This is a genomic window from Plantactinospora sp. WMMC1484, from assembly GCF_049315195.1.
Classification (GTDB): domain Bacteria; phylum Actinomycetota; class Actinomycetes; order Mycobacteriales; family Micromonosporaceae; genus Plantactinospora.
Window position 1 is genome coordinate 4,546,486 of the sequence record NZ_CP186055.1, and the last position, 19,801, is coordinate 4,566,286.

The 19,801-nt window shown below is 71.3% G+C and carries 15 protein-coding genes; 5 read left to right on the forward strand and 10 right to left on the reverse strand.

The features are described from left to right. The first annotated feature begins 41 nt into the window (after positions 1-41). From ACN28C_RS19975 to ACN28C_RS19985, 3 genes are all read left to right on the forward strand, one after another. Positions 42-758, forward strand: coding sequence for a response regulator (locus tag ACN28C_RS19975; protein ID WP_422769051.1), 717 nt, complete (start codon positions 42-44; stop codon positions 756-758). A gap of 181 nt (positions 759-939) precedes the next feature. After that, positions 940-3,036 carry an MMPL family transporter gene (locus tag ACN28C_RS19980; protein ID WP_422769052.1) on the forward strand — a complete coding sequence of 699 codons (2,097 nt, stop codon included), beginning with the start codon at positions 940-942 and terminating at the stop codon, positions 3,034-3,036. Between the two features lie 156 nt (positions 3,037-3,192). Beyond that, a complete protein-coding gene (locus tag ACN28C_RS19985) occupies positions 3,193-3,933 on the forward strand; it encodes a D-Ala-D-Ala carboxypeptidase family metallohydrolase (RefSeq protein ID WP_422769053.1) in 741 nt (246 codons plus the stop codon). Positions 3,934-4,063: 130 nt separating this feature from the next. Here ACN28C_RS19985 and ACN28C_RS19990 read toward each other — a convergent pair whose 3' ends face one another. From ACN28C_RS19990 to ACN28C_RS20035, 10 genes are all read right to left on the reverse strand, one after another. Further along, a complete protein-coding gene (locus tag ACN28C_RS19990) occupies positions 4,064-5,386 on the reverse strand; it encodes a HAMP domain-containing sensor histidine kinase (protein ID WP_422769054.1) in 1,323 nt (440 codons plus the stop codon). 92 nt (positions 5,387-5,478) lie between these two features. After that, the gene (locus ACN28C_RS19995; RefSeq protein WP_422769055.1) at positions 5,479-6,159 is read right to left on the reverse strand and encodes a response regulator transcription factor; all 681 of its coding nucleotides are present in this window, start codon (positions 6,157-6,159) and stop codon (positions 5,479-5,481) included. A gap of 9 nt (positions 6,160-6,168) precedes the next feature. Then, the gene (locus ACN28C_RS20000) at positions 6,169-7,059 is read right to left on the reverse strand and encodes a S1C family serine protease (RefSeq protein ID WP_422774746.1); all 891 of its coding nucleotides are present in this window, start codon (positions 7,057-7,059) and stop codon (positions 6,169-6,171) included. A gap of 70 nt (positions 7,060-7,129) precedes the next feature. Then, positions 7,130-8,089 (reverse strand): VWA domain-containing protein, encoded by a 960-nt coding sequence (locus ACN28C_RS20005; RefSeq protein WP_422769056.1) that lies wholly within the window; start codon positions 8,087-8,089, stop codon positions 7,130-7,132. A 100-nt stretch (positions 8,090-8,189) separates the two neighbouring features. Then, positions 8,190-9,194, reverse strand: a complete 1,005-nt coding sequence (locus tag ACN28C_RS20010) for a DUF58 domain-containing protein (protein ID WP_422769057.1) — start codon at positions 9,192-9,194, stop codon at positions 8,190-8,192. A gap of 10 nt (positions 9,195-9,204) precedes the next feature. After that, entirely contained in the window at positions 9,205-10,215 is a 1,011-nt protein-coding gene (locus ACN28C_RS20015; protein ID WP_422769058.1) for an AAA family ATPase, read from the reverse strand. 10 nt (positions 10,216-10,225) lie between these two features. Next, positions 10,226-10,447 carry a hypothetical protein gene (locus tag ACN28C_RS20020; protein ID WP_422769059.1) on the reverse strand — a complete coding sequence of 74 codons (222 nt, stop codon included), beginning with the start codon at positions 10,445-10,447 and terminating at the stop codon, positions 10,226-10,228. 208 nt (positions 10,448-10,655) lie between these two features. Next, positions 10,656-11,249: a hypothetical protein gene (locus ACN28C_RS20025; RefSeq protein WP_422769060.1), complete on the reverse strand. Its 594-nt coding sequence runs from the start codon at positions 11,247-11,249 to the stop codon at positions 10,656-10,658. After that, the gene (locus tag ACN28C_RS20030) at positions 11,246-11,608 is read right to left on the reverse strand and encodes a hypothetical protein (protein WP_422769061.1); all 363 of its coding nucleotides are present in this window, start codon (positions 11,606-11,608) and stop codon (positions 11,246-11,248) included. The genes ACN28C_RS20025 and ACN28C_RS20030 overlap by 4 nt, the downstream gene beginning before the upstream one ends. Continuing rightward, complete coding sequence (locus tag ACN28C_RS20035) at positions 11,601-16,481, reverse strand: HD domain-containing protein (protein ID WP_422769062.1); 4,881 nt, start codon at positions 16,479-16,481, stop codon at positions 11,601-11,603. The genes ACN28C_RS20030 and ACN28C_RS20035 overlap by 8 nt, the downstream gene beginning before the upstream one ends. A gap of 426 nt (positions 16,482-16,907) precedes the next feature. On the opposite strand from ACN28C_RS20035, the gene htpG reads away from it, so the two are divergent. Together htpG and ACN28C_RS20045 are read left to right on the forward strand one after the other, a co-directional pair. After that, positions 16,908-18,821 carry a molecular chaperone HtpG gene (htpG, locus tag ACN28C_RS20040; RefSeq protein WP_422769063.1) on the forward strand — a complete coding sequence of 638 codons (1,914 nt, stop codon included), beginning with the start codon at positions 16,908-16,910 and terminating at the stop codon, positions 18,819-18,821. 42 nt (positions 18,822-18,863) lie between these two features. Beyond that, positions 18,864-19,799 carry a diacylglycerol/lipid kinase family protein gene (locus ACN28C_RS20045; RefSeq protein WP_422769064.1) on the forward strand — a complete coding sequence of 312 codons (936 nt, stop codon included), beginning with the start codon at positions 18,864-18,866 and terminating at the stop codon, positions 19,797-19,799. The last annotated feature ends 2 nt before the right edge of the window (positions 19,800-19,801 follow it).

Consider the following 19,801-nt stretch of genomic DNA (forward strand, 5'->3'; position numbering starts at 1 on the left):
CGGGGCGGCGGCAGCGGTCCGGGCCGGCCGGGGGAGGGGCGATGGCGGGGCAACCCAGACTCCGTGTGCTGATCGCGGACGACCAGGCCCTGGTCAGGGACGGTTTCGGCATGATTCTCTCCGCCCAACCGGACATCACGGTGGTCGGCGAGGCCGCCGACGGCGCCGAGGCGGTGGAGCGGACCCGCGAGCTGGGTCCGGACGTCGTGCTGATGGACATCCGGATGCCCAATCTGGACGGTATCGCGGCGACCGCCCGGATCTGTGCCGAGACGTCGACCCGGGTGCTGGTGCTGACCACCTTCGACCTCGACGAGTACGTCTACGACGCGCTCCGGGCGGGAGCCAGCGGCTTCCTGCTCAAGGACATGCGGCGGGAGGAGCTGGTCAACGCCGTCCGGGTGGTGGCGGCCGGCGAGGCGCTGCTCGCGCCGACCGTCACCCGACGGCTGATCGCCGACGTGGTGTCCCGGGACCGTCCCGCCCGAGGAAGCTCGGCGGCGTCGGACCGGCTCGCCGTGCTCACCGCCCGGGAGACCGAGACGCTGCGCCAGGTCGCCCGGGGGCTCTCCAACGCCGAGATCGCCGCCGTGCACGTCGTCAGCGAGCACACCGTGAAGACCCACGTCAGCAACGTGCTGGCCAAGCTCGGCCTGCGGGACCGGGTCCAGGCGGTGGTGCTGGCGTACGAGTCGGGTCTGGTGCTGCCCGGCGATCTCGGCGTACCGGGGGAGACCATGCCGCCGGCTCGCTCCTGAGGGCGCCCGCGGCTCGTCCCTGAGGGCGCCCGCGGCTCGTCCCTGAGGGCGAGGTGTCCGGGGTCGGCCCGCCCGCCCGGCGGACCGGAGATCCACTCCGTACGGCGATCCGGCACGACCCCCGTCCGGACCACCATCATGGCAGCTCCCGACGGCGGGAGGACCCACCTGGGAGAGTGCCATGTTACGTGCGATCACCGGCTACGCCGTCCGGCGACCGGTCCTCGTCCTCCTGCTCTGGCTGGTCGCCCTGGCCGGCGGCTTCGGCACCGGAGTGGGGGTGTTCGAGCGGCTGGTCCCCGAGGCCGGTGGCGTGCCGGGCAGCGAGTCCGACACCGCCCGGCAGCGGCTGGCCGACGCCCCGCCCGAGCCGGTCCGGCTCACCGCCGTCGTCACCGGCCGGCCCGCCTCCGATCCCGCCGTCCTGGCCAGTGCCGACGCGGCCGTCGCCGAGGTACGGACGATGCCGGGCATCGCCGAGGTCAACGGTCCGCTGCCGTCGACGACGACCGGGCAGGCGCTGCTGGTCTCGGTCAGCCTGGTTCCCGGGGACGGCGAGGAGGCGGCGGCCGAGGCGGCGGCGGACCGACTGCACCGGATCGAGGCGCCGTCGGTGGTGGTCGGCGGTGGACCCATCACCGACCAGGAGTTCGGCACCCAGGCCCAGCAGGACGTCGCCCGGGCCGAGGCGCTGAGCATGCCGGTGGTGCTGGTGCTGCTTCTGTTGATCTTCGGCGGCCTGGTCGCGGCCGGGTTGCCGCTGGTGGTCGCCGTGGTCGGCATCGGCACCACCTTCGGCCTCCTGTACGCCTTCAGTCTCGTCTCCGACGTCTCGGTCTACGCCATCCAGGTCACCACGATGCTCTCGGTCGGCCTCGCGGTCGACTACGCGCTGCTGATGGTGAGCCGGTTCCGGGAGGAGCGGGTCACCGCGCCGGACGTGCCGAGCGCGGTGGCCCGGACGGCGGCGACGGCGGGCCGTACCGTGCTCTTCGCCGGACTGACCGTGGCGGTGGCCCTCGCCGGCCTGCTGGTCTTCCCGGACCCGTTCCTCCGCTCGATGGGACTGGCCGGTGCCGCGGTGGTCGCGGTGAACATGCTGGCGGCGCTCACCCTGCTGCCCGCGCTGCTGGTGCTGCTGGGCCGGCGTATCCCGGCCGCGAAGCCGCGTACCCGGGCCGGGTTCTTCGCCCGGGTGGCCGGGCTGGTGCAGCGGCGGCCGGTGCTGACCCTGGTCGCCACGGTCGGGCTGATGGGCACGCTGGCCGTGCCGGTGCTGGACCTCCGGCTGTCTCCCGGGGACCCCCGGCTGCTGCCGACCAGCACCCAGACCCGGCAGATGTGGGACGCGTTGGGCACGCACTTCCCGGAGCGTGCGGCGCCGAGCGACATCCTGGTGCTCGCCTCCGCGCCGGCGACCGATCCGGAACTGGCCCGGCTGCGGGACCGGGTCGCCGCCGTCCCCGGGGTCACCGGGGTCGAGACGGTGCCGGCGGGGCCCGGCCTGACCGTGTTGCGCGCGGCGCCGGCCGCACCCCCGGAGCAGGCGGCGGCGCGGGAGACGGTCACCGCGATCCGGGGGCTGCCCGCGCCGTTCGAGGTGTTGGTCGACGGCAGCGCCGCCCGGCTGGTCGACTACCGCGGGATGCTGGCCGACCGGTTGCCGTGGGCGGTCCTGGTGGTCGTCCTCGCGACCCTGGTGCTGCTCTTCGCGCTCACCGGTTCGGTGCTGCTGCCGGTCAAGGCGGTGCTCACGAACGTGCTCAGCCTCGGTGCCGCGCTCGGGGTGGTGGTCTGGGTCTTCCAGCAGGGCAATCTGGCCGGCCTCTTCGGCGCGGTACGGCTCGACGCGACGCACCTCAGCGTGCCGGTGCTGGTCGGTGCGATCGCTTTCGGACTCTCGGTGGACTACGAGGTGTTCCTGCTCTCCCGGATCCGGGAGCGCTGGCTCGACGGCGCCGACCCGCAACGCGCGGTGGCCGAGGGGCTGCAGCGGACGGGCGCGATCGTGACCTCGGCCGCGCTGCTGCTGGTGGTGGTCTTCGCGGGCTTCCTGGCCGGCGGGTTCGCCCCGATCAAGGCGATCGGGCTCGGTCTCGTGCTGGCGGTCGCCCTGGACGCGACCGTCGTCCGGATGCTGCTGGTGCCGGCCACCATGACCCTGCTCGGCCGGCACAACTGGTCCGCGCCGGGACCGTTGCGCCGGCTGCACGCCCGGATCGAACTGCGGGAGGCGGAGCCCGCCCCGCCGGAGTCCGCGTCGGTGCTGGTCCGGTGAACCCGCCGCCGCCCGGCGGCGGGACGGTGAACGGCGTGTTCCGGACGGATGAAGGAAACTACCAGATCGGGCAGGATCCATGGAAGATATTGACTTGGGATCTCCGGGCAGCCATCCTCGTCGATATTCAAACCCCCGCTCGGTATGGAGGACCCCTTGTTCAGACGTACCGTCAGAATCCTCGCGGCGCTCACCATGGCGGCCGCGGCCACGCTCGTCACCACCGTGGCGACCTCCGCCCCCGCACACGCCGACGGCTGCTACACCTGGGGCCGGACCCTGTCGGAGGGGATGTCCGGTGAGGACGTGCGGCAGTTGCAGATCCGCGTCGCCGGCTACCCCGGCTACAACGCGGTGCTCGCCATCGACGGCGCCTTCGGGCCCGCCACCCGCTCCGCGGTGGTCCGCTTCCAGCAGGCGTACGGGCTCGGCGCGGACGGCATCGCCGGCCCCCAGACGTTCGGCAAGATCTACGACCTCCAGGACAACGACTGCACCCCGGTCAACTTCAGCTACGCGGAGTTGAACAACTGCAACTCGAACTGGTCCGGCGGCGCCGTCTCCGCGGCCACCGCGAGGGCGAACGCCCTGGTGAACATGTGGAAGCTCCAGGCCATGCGGCACGCCCTCGGCGACCAGCCCATCCGGGTCACCAGCGCCTTCCGCAGCCACGCCTGCAACAACGCCGTCGGTGGCTCGGCAACCAGCCGGCACCTCTACGGCGACGCCGTCGACCTCGGCGTCAGCCCGCACAGCCTGTGCCGGATGGCCCAGCAGGCCCGCAACCACGGCTGGCGGGAGATCCTCGGCCCGGGCTACCCCGGACACAGTGACCACACGCACGTCGCGCACAAGTCGAGCCGTACCTGGTCGGCCAGCTCCTGCGGAGTCTCCTGACCCGCCGCGCGTTCGCGGTACCCGTCGGAGGCGGGACGGGTACCGCCCGCGATCCTCGATCCAGAAGTCGCGGTTGAACCGGTCACGGAGCTTCCCGATCTGGGGATCGGCAGGCCCTGGCCTCCTCCCGTCAGTCGCGGAGCGGGGAGTGCGCCGGTGGCTCGGTGTCGTCGGCGCGGTCCGCCGCCGGCAGCCAGAGCACGAAGGTGCTGCCCCGGCCGACCGAGGAGAAGAGCGCCACCTGCCCGCCGTGCGACTCCGTGATCTGCCGGACGATCGCCAGCCCCAGCCCGGTACGCCGCTCGGCGCCTCCCGTCGCGCCTGCCGCCCGACCCTCCGCGCCTCCCGCCGCCCGACCCTCCGCGCCTCCTGCCGCCCGACCCTCCGCCGGGGTCGCCGGCCCGCGCCAGAAGCGGTCGAAGACCCGGGGCCGGTCGGCGACGGGGATGCCGGGCCCCTCGTCGGCGACGCCAACCCAGAGCCAGCCACCGACCCGGCCCGCCGCCACGGTGACCGTGCCACCGGTCGGGGAGAGCCGCACCGCGTTGGAGAGCAGGTTGCCGACCGCCCGGCGCAGCGCGTCGTGGTCGCCGATCAGCACCAGGCCGGGCCGGACGTCGTACGCGACGAAGACCTGGCGGGCGGCGGCGACCGCGGCGAACTCCTCGCCGGCCTCCCGGACCACCTCGTCGAGCAGCACGTCGGTGTCGGCGAGCGCGTCCGCCCGGCGGCGGGCCGTGGCGAGCAGGTCCTCGACCAGCCGGGACATCCGGGTGGTGGCCCGGTCGATCACCGCGACCGCCCGGGTCCGTTCCGCGTCGGTGGCGTCCGGAGCGTCGAGCAGCGACGCGTCCAGGTTGGCCCGGATGATGGCGAGCGGGCTGCGCAACTCGTGCGAGGCGTCATCGATGAGCTGGCGCTGGGTGCGGAACGCCTCCTCCAGGCGGTCCAGCATGGAGTCGATGGTGTCGCCCAGCTCGCGCAGCTCGTCGCGGGCGCCGGCCAGCCGGATCCGCCGGGACAGGTCGGTGGCCTGGATCTCCCGGGCGGTACGCGCGATCGCGCCGACCGGGCGCAGCGCCCGCCCGGAGAGCACCCAGCCGATGCCGAGGCTGGCGACGAAGAGGCCGGCCAGCGCGATAAGCGAATAGTTGCGCAGCGTCTCCAGAGTGCGGAAGTTGACCTCCGACTCGATCTCGTCGACCTCGGCCACCGTCAGGGTCCCGACCGTGCGACCGTGCTTGACCACGTCCGCCTCGTACTGGGTGGTGATCGGTTTCGGGTTCGTGCTGTGCTGCACCGCGAGATAGGTGACGGCGAGCCCGGCCCCGGCGAGCGCGAAGAGCAGCGTGGAATAGAGCACGGTGAGCCGGAACCGGATCGACTGCACGAACGGCACCCACCGGCGCGGCCGGAACCCCGCCCGCAGCATCCGACCCGTCGCCCCCAGCACCCGACCTCCCCTCGCCGGCATGTCCCGACCTCCCGTCGCCGGCATGTCCCGACCCCCCGTCGCCGGCACTTCTCGGCCGTCCGTCGCCGGCATCACCGCACCTCCCGGAGCCGGTAGCCGCGTCCCACCACGGTCTCGATCGCCTCGCCGCCGAGCTTGCGGCGCAGCGTGCCGACGGTGACCCGGACCGTCTGGGTGAACGGGTCGGCGTTGGCGTCCCAGACGTGTTCGAGCAGCTCCTCGGCCGAGACGACGTGACCGGGGCGGGTCATCAGGTATTCGAGCACCCCGAACTCCTTGCGGGTCAGGTGCAGCCGGGCTCCGTCCCGGGTCGCCTCCTGTCGGGCCACGTCGAGCCGGAACGGGCCGACCCGCAGCACGGCCGAGCCGCCACCGGTGTCCCGGCGCAGCAGGGCGCGTACCCGGGCCAGGAGCTCGGCCAGCGCGAACGGCTTCACCAGGTAGTCGTCGGCGCCCTCGTCGAGGCCGCGTACCCGGTCGTGCAGCGCGCCCCGGGCGGTCAGCATCAGCACCCGCAGCTGGCTGCCGCCCTCGACCGGCACCTCGCCCCGACGAATCGCGTGGCAGACCGCGAAGCCGTCGCCGTCGGGCAGGTTGACGTCGAGCAGCATCAGGTCGTACGCGTTCACCGCCAGCCGCTCGTACGCCTGCCCGGCGTCCGTGGCGACGTCCACCGCGTAGCCCGCCCGGACCAGGCCGAGCCGTACCGCCTCGGCCAGGTCCTCCTCGTCCTCCACCACCAGCAGCCGCATGGTTCGACGCTAACCGCCGTTCCTGATGATCCGCTCGGCCGCGCGTTGCGCCCGGTCGATCGGGATCGCGAACCCGATGCCGATGTTGCCGCTGCCGTCCAGAGTGGCGATCGCGGTGTTCACGCCGACCACCTCGCCCCGGACGTTCACCAGCGGGCCGCCGGAGTTGCCCGGGTTGATCGAGGCGTCGGTCTGGATCGCGCTCTGCCGGGCGCCGCTGTCGCCGAGTCGCACCTGCCGGTCCAGCGCGCTGACGATCCCGGCGGTGACGGTGCCGGAGAGCCCCAGCGGGGAGCCGACCGCGAGCACCGTCTCGCCGACCTCGGGGCCGGCGGCGGCGATCCGCAGCGGTCGCAGCGACCCGGCCGAGGTGACCCGCAGCACCGCGATGTCGCTGCCCGGATCCCGGCCGACCACCTCGGCGGAGCGGCGCCGGCCGTCCTGACCGACCACGCTCACCGTGCTCGCGCCGGCCACCACGTGGCTGTTGGTGATCACGTGCCGCTCGTCGACGGCGAACCCGGATCCGCCGGCCCGGCCGGCCCGCACCGAGACCACCCCCGGCAGCGCGGTCGCGGCGGCGCCCACCAGGTCGTTCGGCACCGCCCCGCCGCTCGGCGCGGTGCCGGGCGTCGACCCGGGAAGCGACGGCGGGGGAGCGGCCGCCTCCGGCGCCGGGTCGTCCGACGCGACGTAGCCGCCGGCCACCGCGCCCGACGCCGCCGAGAGCGCCACCACGGCGAGGCCGGCCAGCAACATCCGTCGCCAGCGCGTCGCCCGGGCCGCCGGCTCCATGTCGGGTACGCCGGCCGGCCCGCCCGGTGCCGCCCACGGCGCGAGCGCCGGGGATACGAAACCGGGCCCCCGGGGTCGGCCGAGTCCGGTCGGTGTCGTCGCCATCGCCGTCGTCGCGGTCACCTCTGCCCGCTCCATCGCCACCACTCCCTCCACTGTGGAATTGTCTCTCCGGTCACGGGATCCGGGCGAACCAGAACATCGACGCGGCGGCGGCGAGCAGCGCCAGCACCAGACCGATCCCGATGAACCGCGCCGACACGTCCTGACGCTCGGTGGTGTAACCGACCGAACTGCCGATGTCGGCGTACGCGGCCCGCAGCTCGTCGCCGCTGCCCGCCTCGTGGTACCCGCCGCCGGTCCGCTCGGCGACCATCCGCAGCGTCTCGCCGTCCACCGGTACGGTCATCGGCCGCCTGCCCTGCTCGATGACCCCGTCCGAGGTGCCGAAGGCGATGGTGTCCACCGGGACGCCGGCACTGCGGGCCTGCGCCGCGACCTCCTCGGGGTCACTGCCGGAGGTGTTCGCGCCGTCGGAGAGCAGCACCACCCGGGCCGGCGGCGGATCCTCGGCGGCCCGGTCGTCCAGGGTCGCGATCGTCTCCAGCGCGGTGGCGATCGCGTCCCCGATCGCGGTGCCCTGCTCCCCGGTGCCCCCCTCGGCCAGCCGATCGATCCCGGAGTCCAGCGCCGACCGGTCGGTGACCGGCGCGACGAAGACCGAGGCGTTGCCGGCGAAGGCGACCAGCCCGACGTTGAACTCCTCGGGCAGCCCGTCGACGAACTCCCGGGCCGCCGCCTTGGCCGAGCTGAGCCGGTCCGGCGGCACGTCGTCGGCGAGCATCGAGAGCGACACGTCCACCGCGACGATCACGGTGGCCCGTTCGCGCGGTACCCGTACCTCGTCGCTGGGGCGGGCGAAGCCGACCACCAGCAGCCCCAGCATGGCCAGGAAGAGGCCGGCCGGGACGTGCCGCCGCCAACCCGGGCGGCTCGGGGCGACCCGGTCCAGCAGGCGCAGGTTGGTGAAGCGGACCGCGTACCTGCTGCGGCGGCGCTGCATCACCAGGTATGCCACGGCCAGGGCCGCCACGCCGGCCAGCAGCCACAGCCGATCCGGACTCTCCAGGATCATGACCCCTCCTCCTCGCCCCGCCCGGTCATGTCGCGTCCGGTCATGTCGCGTCCGGTCATGTCGCGTCCGGTCATGTCGCGTCCGGTCATGCCGCGTCCGGTCATGCCGCACCGCCGCTGGGGCCCGGGGGGCGGGCCGCTGCCGCCGCCAGTCGGCGTTGGGCGTAGACGTGCCGGACGATGTCGGTCACCCAGTCGCGGTCGGTGCGCAGCGCGAGGTGTGCGGCACCGGCCCGGCGCAGCGCCAGCCGGACGAGGTCGCGCTGCTCCCGCGCGGCGCTCGCGTACCGTTCGCGTAGCCGCCGGCTGCCGGTCGCGACCTCGCGGCGCCGCCCGCTCTCCGGGTCGACCAGGGTGATCAGTCCGACGTCCGGCAGCTCCAACTCTCGCGGGTCGGTCACCTCGACCGCCAGCACCTGGTGCCGGACGGCGAGCCGGCGCAGCTCGGCCTCCCACTCCGGGCGCTCCCGGGCGGAGGTCGCGCCCGGCGGGGCGTCCGGATGGTCCGGCAGCCCGTCCAGCCAGTCGGAGACGACCACCACCAGACCCCGGCGCGGTGCGGCGCGCCGCAGTCCGGCCAGCGCCTGCGCCAGCCCCGGCGGCCGGAACCCGGCCGGACCGCGCGGCGCGGCCAGCAGCGTGTGCAGCAGACCCAGCAGGTGCTCCCGGCCGGTACGCCCCGGAAAGCGCCGGATACCGTCCGCGCCGAGCAGGTGCGCGCCGAGCCGGTTGCCGAGCCCGGCGGTGAGGAAGCCGACGGCGGCGGAGGCGGCCACGGCCAGTTCCCGCTTCTCCAGCTCGGCGGTGCCGAAGTCCATGCTGGGGGTCGAGTCGACCAGCAGCCAGGTGGTGAGTTCCCGGTCGGCGTCCACCTCCCGCACGTGCGGCACCCCGGTACGCGCGGTGACTGCCCAGTCCATCCGGCGTACCTCGTCCTCGCCGGCCCGGTACTCGCGGCTGCCGCCGGGCTCACTGCCGGCCCCGGGCAGCAGGCCGAGGTGTTGGCCGTGCAGCAGCCCGTCGAGCCGGCGGGTGACCGCGAGCTCCAGCCGGCGCAGCCGGCGGTGCGGCGCGAGGTGGTGCACGGTCGCGTATCCCTCGTTCATCCGCCGCGCCTCACGCCGCCAGCTCCGCCTGGGCGGGAGCGATCTGCGGTGGAGGAACCGCGCCGACCAGCCGGTGCACCACCGACTCGGCCGAGACGCCGTCGGCGACCGCGTCGAAGGAGAGCACCAGCCGGTGCGCCAGTACGTCGACCGCCAGCTCGGTGACGTCGGCCGGCAGCACGTACTCGCGGCCGCGCAGCAGCGCCAGCGCCCGGGCGGCGGCGACCAGCCCCAGGGTGGCCCGGGGACTCGCACCGTACGCGAGCAGCGCCGAGACGTCGGCGGCGCCGAACCGGTCCGGGTGCCGGGTGGCGACCACCAGCCGCACCACGTACTCGGCGATGGCGTGGTGCACGAAGACCGCCCGGGTCCGCGCCTGCAGGGCGCGCAGCCGCTCCGGATCCAGCACCCGGCGCGGCTCGGGCCGGGTGGTGCCCATCCGGTAGAGGATGCCGAGTTCCTCCTCGTCGGTGGGGTAGTCGACCAGGACCTTCAGCAGGAACCGGTCCCGCTGCGCCTCCGGAAGCTGGTACACCCCCTCCGACTCGATCGGGTTCTGCGTCGCCAGCACCAGAAACGGCTCCGGCACCGGATAACTCCGCCCCCCGATCGACACCTGCCGCTCCGCCATCGCCTCCAACAACGCCGACTGCACCTTCGCCGGCGCCCGGTTGATCTCGTCGGCCAACACCAGGTTCGCCATCACCGGCCCCAGCTCCACGTCGAAACTCTCCGCCGACGCCCGGTAGATCCGGGTACCCACGATGTCCGACGGCACCAGGTCCGGCGTGAACTGGATCCGGGAGAACGTCCCACCCACCGCCGTCGCCAGGGTCTGCGCCGCCAGGGTCTTCGCCACCCCCGGCACCCCCTCCAGCAGGCAGTGCCCGTCGGCCAACAACGCGGTGAAGAGCCGCTCCACCAACCTGTCCTGCCCGACGATCACCCGCTTGACCTCGAACATCGCCTGTTCGAGGGCGACGTGCGGCGCGGTCGGCTCCGCCGTGCTGATGACGCTCATCGGCCGCTCCTCACAGGTCGGCCTGGGCAGGCGGCTCCGCGCCACCGCTCTCGGGACAGTCCGACCCGTCGGCGGAGCCGCTACCGAAGACGTTGCCGTTGTTCTCGGTGACGATCCGTACGGTCTTCTCCGGGCCGGCCGGGTCGTTGGCGTACGCCGCCGTGGCGGCGCCGACCGCCGCGACCGCCGCGGCACCGGCAAGGGCCAGCCCGGCGATCCGCTTGATCCGCATGGTCCGAGTTCCTTCCGTCGAGGCTGTTTCTCCGGAGCGGGCGCCCGGCCGGGGAGACGGGCCGGACGCCCACAGGAGGCCATGACATCAGGACGGGCCGAAAGAGAGCCGAAGGTCGAGAACCGAGAATGCGGGTCGAGAGCTGTGCCGTCGCCGCCAGCCCCGGCGGTGTGCGTTGACGGCGGCAAGTCAGGAACTGACGAGCAGGCTACGGGCAGGCCTCGACGGTCTCGACCAGTACCGTCGCAGTGAGCGGGACCAGGTGATAACGATCATGTTCGCCGATGCGGATTATCCCGTCGCCCAGCTGGAGGAGCTTGCCGCAGAGCTGCCCGGTCGGAAACTCGATTCGCACCAGTGGCGTCTCGGACGTCTTCGCCGGTGCGAACCAGGCCGTCGTCGCGCCGGCGAAGACAGCGCACATTCCGACCGTGGTGAACACGCGGGCAACCCTGATCGCGCGGTGGACATCGGCGACCTCAATCTCGGTCCAGGCGCGTAGCTCCTCGCCGTTGAGCACGATCTCGTCGCCGGGAGCGCCGGACGCGGCGCGGATGGCCGCGAGCGTGGCGAGGACCAGCGTACCGACACCGAGTCCGAAGAGGGCGAGAACTACCAGGGGGTACGGTCGAGCCAGGGCGCTGAAGTTGTCGCGACCTTTGACGATCAGCACCGCCCCGAGCAGGGTGGTGATCCCGACGAGTCCGATCCGCCAGTTCTCGGCCTGCTTCCTGGCCGCCTCGAGCTGCGTGAACTTGAGCTGTTGGGCCTTCTGCGCCCACCACCACCGGTCGGCGGTCACGGCAGCTCGACCAACCAGTGGGCGCCACATCCGTGGAACGCGGCGGTCTCCGGACGGTTGCGGTGTGCGTGGCCGCATTCGCAGTTGACAAGGCGGGTCCGATCCGGCACTCGTGCCGTGGACCGCGTGGACGATCCGCCGAAGATCCCCTTGTGGTTGTTGCCGCTGCCGCGTACCCAGACGGTCGCGGTGTATCCGCCACAGCCGGGGCAGACACCCTCGATTCGCGTCTCGCGGCCATCCGCTGACGGGGTGATCCGGAACCGCCGCAACTGGTCGGCGTAGAGCCGCACGACGTACTCGACGCGACGGTGCCGCTCGAGGTACTCCGCCGCGCCGCTGGCCGAGGGGTCAGCCATTGTGGCACTCTTCCGGCTTCGCGCTGCTCGGAACCGGTTCGAGGTCGAAGCCGAACAGCTCGGCGTACCGGGAGAGGCGTTGCCGTACGTGCTCGACGCTCGCGTTCACCTCTTCGGCTGCGGCTTCGAGGTGGGCCGCGTCGACCCGGCCCTGGACCACCGGCTCCTGACCGTCGAGATGGACGCTGAGCACCAGCAGGTCCTGCCAGTGCACGATCTCGTCCGGGCACGCCTCGGCAGGGCACAGCACCTTCAGGCCCAGCGGCTCGAAGCGTGCCATTCGGGTACGGGTGGCCGCGACCGTCCAGCCGAACCGCCCCGCCGTCTGCACGAGAACGAGCGGCGTCACCGTGTCGAACGGCCTCTCCTGACCGAAGTCGTCAACCGTCACCAGCATCGCCGCGTCGTACTTGTCCACCGTGTGCGACTCAAGAAGTGCCCGCTCCTGGCCGTCGAGAACGGGCAGGGGAGCACCGAACGCCCGGTACGGCTCCAGTCGGTCGAGAAACGACGCGATGCTGAGCCGGTTGTAGGAAGCCGCATCGGCGATGTCGCTCGGTCGAAGCGTCCAGGTCAGCTCGGATTCGATGTGCCGGAGAAAGCGTCGCAGAGCGACCAGCGCCCAGAGATCCGAGGACTCAACGACCTTCAGGTCGGATGTCCGCATCGTCCCGGGCAGCTCCGTGACGTCTGCGGTATCGGGCAGGAGCACCTGGTAGAACGCCACGGTCGCGGCCACGGAGGCATCGGTCACGTAAGCCAGGTCCAGCAACTCCGGCGCACTGATGGGCCGGCGCGGGTCGGCGAAGTCCAGAAGACGACGGCACGACTGCATCCGGGTCCGAACTCCGTCGAGGTCTCTCCCGTGCACATAGCTGACGAGCCAGTGAAACGTCCGCCATCCGGTGCTCAGCCGCTGGAGGCCACTGCGGGGGTCGAAATCGAACAGCCACTGCTGGATGACTTCGAGCTCGTCGTCGGTAGGGGTGATGTCCTCGTTGTCGAGTACCGGCGGTAGCACCAGGAATTCCGCATCTGCCAGCCTACGCAGGCTGGCCCGGACCTTTTGCACCGTCATATCGTGGCGGTTTGCCATCAGGAGGAGGTGGAGCGGTGTCACCGGTGTCCGCATCTCGTCGACGAGCAGCAACGCGTCGTGTTCCACCGGCTGCATGTCGGCGGGCAGGCGGTCCCGGCCGATCACGGTGTATCCCAGACTCGCGAAGCGGTCGAACGCGGCCAGTACATCGGGCACCGACTTGCCGTGCTTGGCGCTGATCTTCATCACCTGCGACGGGGGCACGTCCGGTGCGACCCACGGCGGACCGACCCTGGTGTGCTGCGAGAACATCTCCACGTCGGTGGCGGTGAAGACGTCGTGGCCGAATGCCGCGACGGCCTCGTGTCGTGGTGGCACCCAGTCGGCCGGCACCAGAGCAGACGCGCGACGGATCACCTCGGCGAGTGGAGCGTGCAGGTTCATCGACGCGAGCGCCAGCCAGCCGCCGATACCTCGTTTTGGCGGTTCTCCCGGTCTGGCCCAGGCGGCAACCGCAGAAAGGAGGTGTCTGTTCTCCAGCCCTCGCTCCGGCTGGGGATCGTCCAGGTGGAAGCGGTGACGCACCGGTGGAATGTGGCGGATCTCCGAGAGGTCGAGTCCGATCACTGCGTACCGGCGGAGGCGGCGGAGGCGTTCGACAGGTTTCTCGTCTTCGTCGGCCGCCGCCTCGAACAGGTCTTCCAGGGAGGGGCGGCCGAAACGGGCGTTAGCTCCCCACCGATGCTCGTAGATCTCGTCGATGACAGCCGCGTCGAGCGGGCGGACCACGGGGAAGCCGTCGAGGCACTGCGGAGTGGCGATGTAGTCCATGAACTGGAACCGGGCGTAGCCCGCCCACACGGCGGCACGCCACCGCGACAACCACTCGAATCCGTAGCTCCAGCCGTTCAGCTCACCACTGAACAGGTCCCGATCCGCTGGCAGGCAACCGATGCGCGACACCGGGGGTGCGGTCCCGTGCGCCCAGGAACCCTCGACCGGGAGGTCCTTGTCGTTCTCGACCAGCCAGTCGAAGATCTTTTCGCTCACCTGCGGCGTGTTCCGGGTGACGTTCCAGAGCCAGTTGAGGGTGAGGCCCGGCCACTGTGCCAGGGCCGGCAGCGACTCGGTGACCTGCGTGTTGATCCAGTCCCGATCCCACCCGCGCAGCCGGTTGCGGTCGACGGTGAAGCGGGGGCGCCTGCGGTTGCGCAGGTTGACCACGAGTCCGAACCGTTCCTCGTTGGTACGGATGCCGTCGGCGACCAGGCCGCCCTCGTCGTTGACCCACCAGAAGTCGTCGCCGTGCCGCAGTGGGGACACCGCAGCGCCGGGGTAGCGCAGCTCCTCCGGCGCCCAGGTCTCCGACGAGCCACCGTCCTCGGTGACCGTGACCTCGAACTCGGCGATGCGCAGGAGCCGGCGCATGGTCCGCACCACCGAGACCGACTCGTCACCGGTCAGGTACAGCCGGACGATCGTCCCGCCGCCGGCCGGCCGGTCGGCGGGCGTGATCTGGAAGAGGCTGCCGCTACTGGCGATGCGTACCCGGTAGGCGCCGGCCTCCGCGACATCGTCCTCGCTGGTCGGCCACGTCCAGATCGCGATCTCCTCGGCGATCATGAAGTAGCTGAAGACGCCGACCCCGAACTGGCTGTTCGGGACGAGATCCAGCGGCGGTTCGAGCTCCTGCCACCGTGCGTACTCGGTCCGGAAGGCCGGCCGGTAGATGAAGCGTTCACCGGCGTTGGCGAAGGTGTTTTCCAGGGTCTCCGGCCCCATGCCCACGCCGTTGTCGGCACACTCGATGAAGGGGCGGCCGTTCTCCTCACCCTGCCGGATGGTGATCCGGCCGATCCACGGCACCGTGTCGCCGCCGGTCCGTCGTCGGTACTCCCGACGGGTGCGGCGGTAGCGGCAGGCGTCGAGAGCGTTCTGGTACAGCTCGCGGATGGCGAGGTCTGGTTGTCCGTACAGTTGGCGGCCCATCAGCAGCTCGCGGACCTTCTCGTCGGAGAGCCGGAACCTGAGGACCGGCGTGTCGAAGGCCAGCACCCCGTCGATTCTCTCCGGGCGCAGGCGGGCAGCGGTGACGGTGGCCGGCAGGTAACGCGCGAGGTCGGGATGTAGGTCGACGCCGCAGAGCGTCTTCCGGGCCCCGGCGGCCCGCTTCGCAATTCCCTCGAAGACGGTGTAGAGCGCGGGGTGGTCACAGGCCGCTTCGAGCGTCAGCTCGTCACCCGTACTGATCCACTTGATCTCCCGGGCCGCCTGGTGCACGCTGGCGAGCGACAGCTCGTCGGTGACCCCGATGTGGTCGACGATCACGCTGGGCATCCGGCGCGGATCGGCGGCCAGGATGCCGGAGAGCCAGAGCATCGCACCGAGCGCGCGGAACCGCGAGTCGATGACGTTCCGCTCGAGCTGGGCCACCAGCGTCCGGTCGTCGTAGTCACCGTCGGCGCACCGCATCAGCACTCCCAGGTGCCCGGGAAGCTCTCGTGGGGTCAGCCCCGAGTGGCCGCTGAGAGCGGGGCTGAGCCGCTCGACCAGGGCGGTGACGGCCGGGTCCGTCCAGAGCGAGGAGCGTCCGGCCAGCCAACGGTGCACGAGCCACATCGCCAGCGTGTCCCGGGCCTCCAGCCAGTTGCGGCGGGCCAGGCCCTCCGCACGGCGCCAGACGTGTTCGTGCATGTCGTGAGTGATTTCGAGATCACTCCGGGCCCGCTCTCCGTGCAGTCTGGTGAAGTCACAGGGCTTGATGCCGGCAGCGAGGATCAGGCCGGCACTCAGTGCGACCTCCCGCAGGAACGGTGCGGCGATCAACGCCACCATCTCCGCCGGCCTCAGCCTGGTGTCGTCCCCGATCAGGCTCTCCAACGACGCGAGGACCCGGACCGGATAGTCCTGGGTGGACCAGGGGTCGGTCAGCTTGGCCGTTTCGACGAGGTGCGCTCGCGCGTCCAGCCAGTGCCGTGCGCAGGCGTCGATCACCCCGAGCACCTCACCGCGGATGCTGGCGGTCGTCCTGTCGTCCACCGACGACCGTCGCCACAGTCGGGAAGACTCGACGGCTTCCCGCCAGGACTCGACGACCTTGTCACCGTGACAGATGACCATCGATTCGACCGGATCGGTGGAGAGACCACTCTGCGCGAAGACGAAGGTCGGGGTCTGTCGTACGTCGTCGCTCGTCGCACGGCGCCGGGCGAGCTGCTTGACGGTGACCGTGGTGACCTCGCCCAGGGTCCGGGCCGGCGACCGCCGGTCGAGTGCCTCGGCGACGGCCCGTGTGAAGTAGCTTCCGTCGTCGCCGTAACCACTCCACTCCCCGGGACCACAACTGTTGACCATGACGAACGCCCCGTTCGGCGGGCGGGGCAGTTCGTCGCCACGCGGCAGGTCCAGCGCGCCGGAGAGGTTGTTGCGGCAGGCGTCGACGAAGAAGACCACCAGCTTGGCTCGGCACTCGTCGAGGCCGCGCGGCACGAGCGGGACGAGGCTCTCGGGGTCCGGCCCTTTCGGACCGCCGTAGGCATCCTTCGGCACGAGGTAGCTCCGCCCGTCGACCACGACCCCGTGACCGGAGTAGTAGACGACGAGTACGCCACCCTCCGGAGCCTCCCGGAAGGCCTGCTTCATGGCGCCGGTGATGCCGTTGAACGTCGCGGCAACGCCGCCTTGCTCGGTTCCGCAACGGGCGATGGTGTATCCCGACTGCACGAGGGCCTCCGTCATTCGCCGCATGTCGGCGGCGATCACGTGGGGCATCGTTTCGAACAGATCGTTGTCATAGCTCGGAACACCGACGAGGAGCGCCGCGCGACCTGCCACGTCTACCCTCCTGGCTCGAAGAGGGCACAACGCTATCGATTCGTCGCGGTCCGTGACAATGTCGTGGACCCGATAGTTGGCGCGCCGGCCCTGAGATTTTCGGGGTCGTCCAGGCACCATCGGCAGATGTGCTGTCGGTGCCGGCCGCCGTACCGGCGGCCCGCGGGGGCCGCCCGCAGCGGCTGCTGTGCGACCCGTCGCCGCGCCACCCCGACGTCACCTTCGTGCGTCCGTGACGGTCCCGGTGGCGCCGGCCGGAGCCGGCGCCACCGGAAGTCATGATCGACCCCTCCGAGTACGGGGCTCCGCAGCGCCGTGCCGCGGTCATTTAGTATGGCGCCGGCTCTCCCGGAACGTATCCGTGCTGAGGGTCAGAATCGGGGCGTCGGTCATTGTCGACGCGGTGGGGATTTCGTGGAGGGTCACATGAGCACCGGCACCGAGACTTTCGAGTTCCAGGCCGAGGCGCGCCAGTTGTTGCAGCTGATGGTCCATTCGATCTATTCGAACAAGGACATCTTCCTGCGGGAGCTGATCTCCAACGCCTCGGATGCGCTCGACAAGCTGCGACTTGCGGCCTTCGCCGACAAGGAGTTGGCGGTCGACACGTCCGACCTGCACATCGAGATCGAGGTCGACCGGGAGCGGCGTACGCTCACCGTCCGGGACAACGGCGTCGGGATGTCCCGGGAGGAGGTGATCATCCTCATCGGCACCATCGCCAAGTCCGGCACGGCGGAGCTCCTGGAGAAGATCAAGGAGACCAAGGACGCGGTCGGCTCGCAGGAACTCATCGGGCAGTTCGGGGTCGGCTTCTACTCCAGCTTCATGGTCGCCGACAAGGTGACCCTGCTCACCCGGAAGGCCGGCGAATCCACCGCGACCCGCTGGGAGTCCGACGGTGGCGCGACCTATGCGGTCGAGACGGTCGACGAGGCGCCCCAGGGCACCTCGGTCACCCTGCACCTGCGGCCGGAGGACTCCGAGGACCAGCTCTTCGACTACACCGCCGAGTGGAAGATCCGGGAGATCGTCAAGCGCTACTCGGACTTCATCGCCTGGCCGATCCGGATGGCGGTCGAGCGGAGCGCCGACGAGGGGGCGACGACCACCGAGGTCGAGACGCTCAACTCGATGAAGGCGCTCTGGGCGCGGTCGAAGGACGACGTCAAGGAGGACGAGTACAAGGAGTTCTACCGGCACCTCAGCCACGACTGGACCGACCCGCTGGAGACCATCCACATGCGGGCCGAGGGGACCTTCGAGTACGAGAGCCTGCTCTTCATCCCGTCCCGCGCGCCGTACGACCTCTTCATGCGCGGGGCGAAGCGGGGCGTGCAGCTCTATGTCAAGCGGGTCTTCATCATGGACGACTGCCAGGAACTCATGCCGGAGTACCTGCGCTTCGTCAAGGGCGTGGTGGATGCCCAGGATCTGTCGCTGAACATCTCCCGGGAGATCCTCCAGAAGGACCGGCACATCCAGTTGATGCGCCGCCGCCTGGTGAAGAAGGTGCTCTCCACGGTCAAGGAGATGATGACCAACGACCCCGAGCGCTACCGGACCTTCTGGTCGGAGTTCGGCAAGGCGGTCAAGGAGGGGCTGCTCGACGACTTCGACAACCAGAAGACGATCCTCGAGATCTCCTCCTTCGCCTCGACCCACGACCCGGAGCAGCCGACCACGCTGGCCGGATACGTCGAGCGGATGAGGGAGGGCCAGACCGACATCTACTACTCCACCGGCGAGTCCCGGACGACGATCGAGAACTCGCCGCACATGGAGGCGTTCCGGGCAAAGGGCTACGAGGTACTACTGCTGACCGACCCGATCGACGAGATGTGGGTCTCCTCGGTGCCGGACTTCGACGGCAGGAAGTTCCAGTCGATCGCGAAGGGGCAGGTCGACCTCGACAGCGACGAGGAGAAGGAGAACGCCGGTGCCGAGCGCGAGCAGCAGGAGAAGGACTTCGCCGACCTGCTCGGCTGGCTCACCACCCAGCTCGCCGAGAACGTCAAGGAGGTGCGGCTCTCGTCGCGGCTGACCACCTCGCCGGCCTGCATCGTCGGCGACGCCCAGGACATGACCCCGACGCTGGAGAAGATGTACCGGGCGATGGGGCAGGAGATGCCGGCGGTCAAGCGGATCCTGGAGCTCAACCCGACGCACCCGCTGGTGACCGGGCTGCGGGAGGCGCACGAGCGTCACGCGGAGGACCAGACCGTCGCCGAGACCGCAGAACTGCTGTACGGGATGGCGCTGCTCGCCGAGGGCGGCGAACTCGGCGACCCGGCCCGGTTCACCCGGCTGCTCGCCGACCGGCTGGCCCGTACCCTCTGAGCACCCGCATGGCGGCCCGGGTCGCTGGGTAAGACCCGGGGCATGACCAGCACACTGACCGCCGAGCCGGACGCCGCGACCCCGGCCCGGGTGGGCCGGGTCGCGGTCGTCGCGCACCGGAAGAAGTCCCTCGGCGGCGGGCTCGACGAACTCCGCTCCCGGCTGCGCGGCGCCGGCATCGACGACCTGCTCTGGTACGAGGTGCCGAAGAGCCGCAAGGCGCCGAAGAAGGTCCGCAAGGCGGTCGACAAGGGCGCCGAGCTGATCTTCGTCTGGGGTGGGGACGGCATGGTGCAGCGCTGTTCCGACGCGCTGGCCGGCTCGGACGCCGCCCTGGCGATCCTGCCCGCCGGCACGGCCAACCTGCTCGCCACAAACCTCGGAATCCCACAGGACCTGGCCGAGGCGGTCCGGATCGGGCTGACCGGGCCGCGTCGTACGCTCGACCTCGGACGGCTCAACGGCGAGCACTTCGCGGTGATGGCCGGTGCCGGCTTCGACGGCGAGCTGATCCGGGAGGCGGACCGCGACCTGAAGGACCGGCTGGGCCGGCTGGCGTACGTCTGGACCGGCCTGCGGCACGTCCGGAGCGAGACCACCCGGATGCGGGTCCGGGTCGACGGCGCCGACTGGTTCGAGGGGGAGGCGAGCTGCGTGCTCCTCGGCAACGTCGGCACGATCACCGGCGGCATCCCCGCCTTCGACGACGCCCGCCCCGACGACGGCTGCCTGGAGGTCGGGGTGGCGACCGCGAGCGGCGTGGTGGACTGGGTCCGTACCCTCGGCCGGATGGCGGTCGGGCGTTCCGACTCGTCGCCGTTCGTCCGGATCACCCGGGGGCGGAAGATCGACGTCCGGTTCGCCGAGCCGATGACGTACGAGCTGGACGGCGGCGCCCGCGACCGGGTGACCCGGCTGAAGGCCCGGATCAGCCCGGGCGCGCTGACGATCTGCGTACCCGACGACCAGACCTCCTGATC

Bases quoted from the DNA above. Each gene is read 5' to 3' on its own strand.
- ACN28C_RS19975 (WP_422769051.1), top strand. From the start codon at position 42: ATGGCGGGGCAACCCAGACTCCGTGTGCTGATCGCGGACGACCAGGCC.
- ACN28C_RS19980 (WP_422769052.1), top strand. From the start codon at position 940: ATGTTACGTGCGATCACCGGCTACGCCGTCCGGCGACCGGTCCTCGTC.
- ACN28C_RS19995 (WP_422769055.1), bottom strand. From the start codon at position 6,159: ATGCGGCTGCTGGTGGTGGAGGACGAGGAGGACCTGGCCGAGGCGGTA.
- ACN28C_RS20000 (WP_422774746.1), bottom strand. From the start codon at position 7,059: ATGGCGACGACACCGACCGGACTCGGCCGACCCCGGGGGCCCGGTTTC.
- ACN28C_RS20005 (WP_422769056.1), bottom strand. From the start codon at position 8,089: ATGATCCTGGAGAGTCCGGATCGGCTGTGGCTGCTGGCCGGCGTGGCG.
- ACN28C_RS20010 (WP_422769057.1), bottom strand. From the start codon at position 9,194: ATGAACGAGGGATACGCGACCGTGCACCACCTCGCGCCGCACCGCCGG.
- ACN28C_RS20015 (WP_422769058.1), bottom strand. From the start codon at position 10,215: ATGAGCGTCATCAGCACGGCGGAGCCGACCGCGCCGCACGTCGCCCTC.
- ACN28C_RS20020 (WP_422769059.1), bottom strand. From the start codon at position 10,447: ATGCGGATCAAGCGGATCGCCGGGCTGGCCCTTGCCGGTGCCGCGGCG.
- ACN28C_RS20030 (WP_422769061.1), bottom strand. From the start codon at position 11,608: ATGGCTGACCCCTCGGCCAGCGGCGCGGCGGAGTACCTCGAGCGGCAC.
- htpG (WP_422769063.1), top strand. From the start codon at position 16,908: ATGAGCACCGGCACCGAGACTTTCGAGTTCCAGGCCGAGGCGCGCCAG.
- ACN28C_RS20045 (WP_422769064.1), top strand. From the start codon at position 18,864: ATGACCAGCACACTGACCGCCGAGCCGGACGCCGCGACCCCGGCCCGG.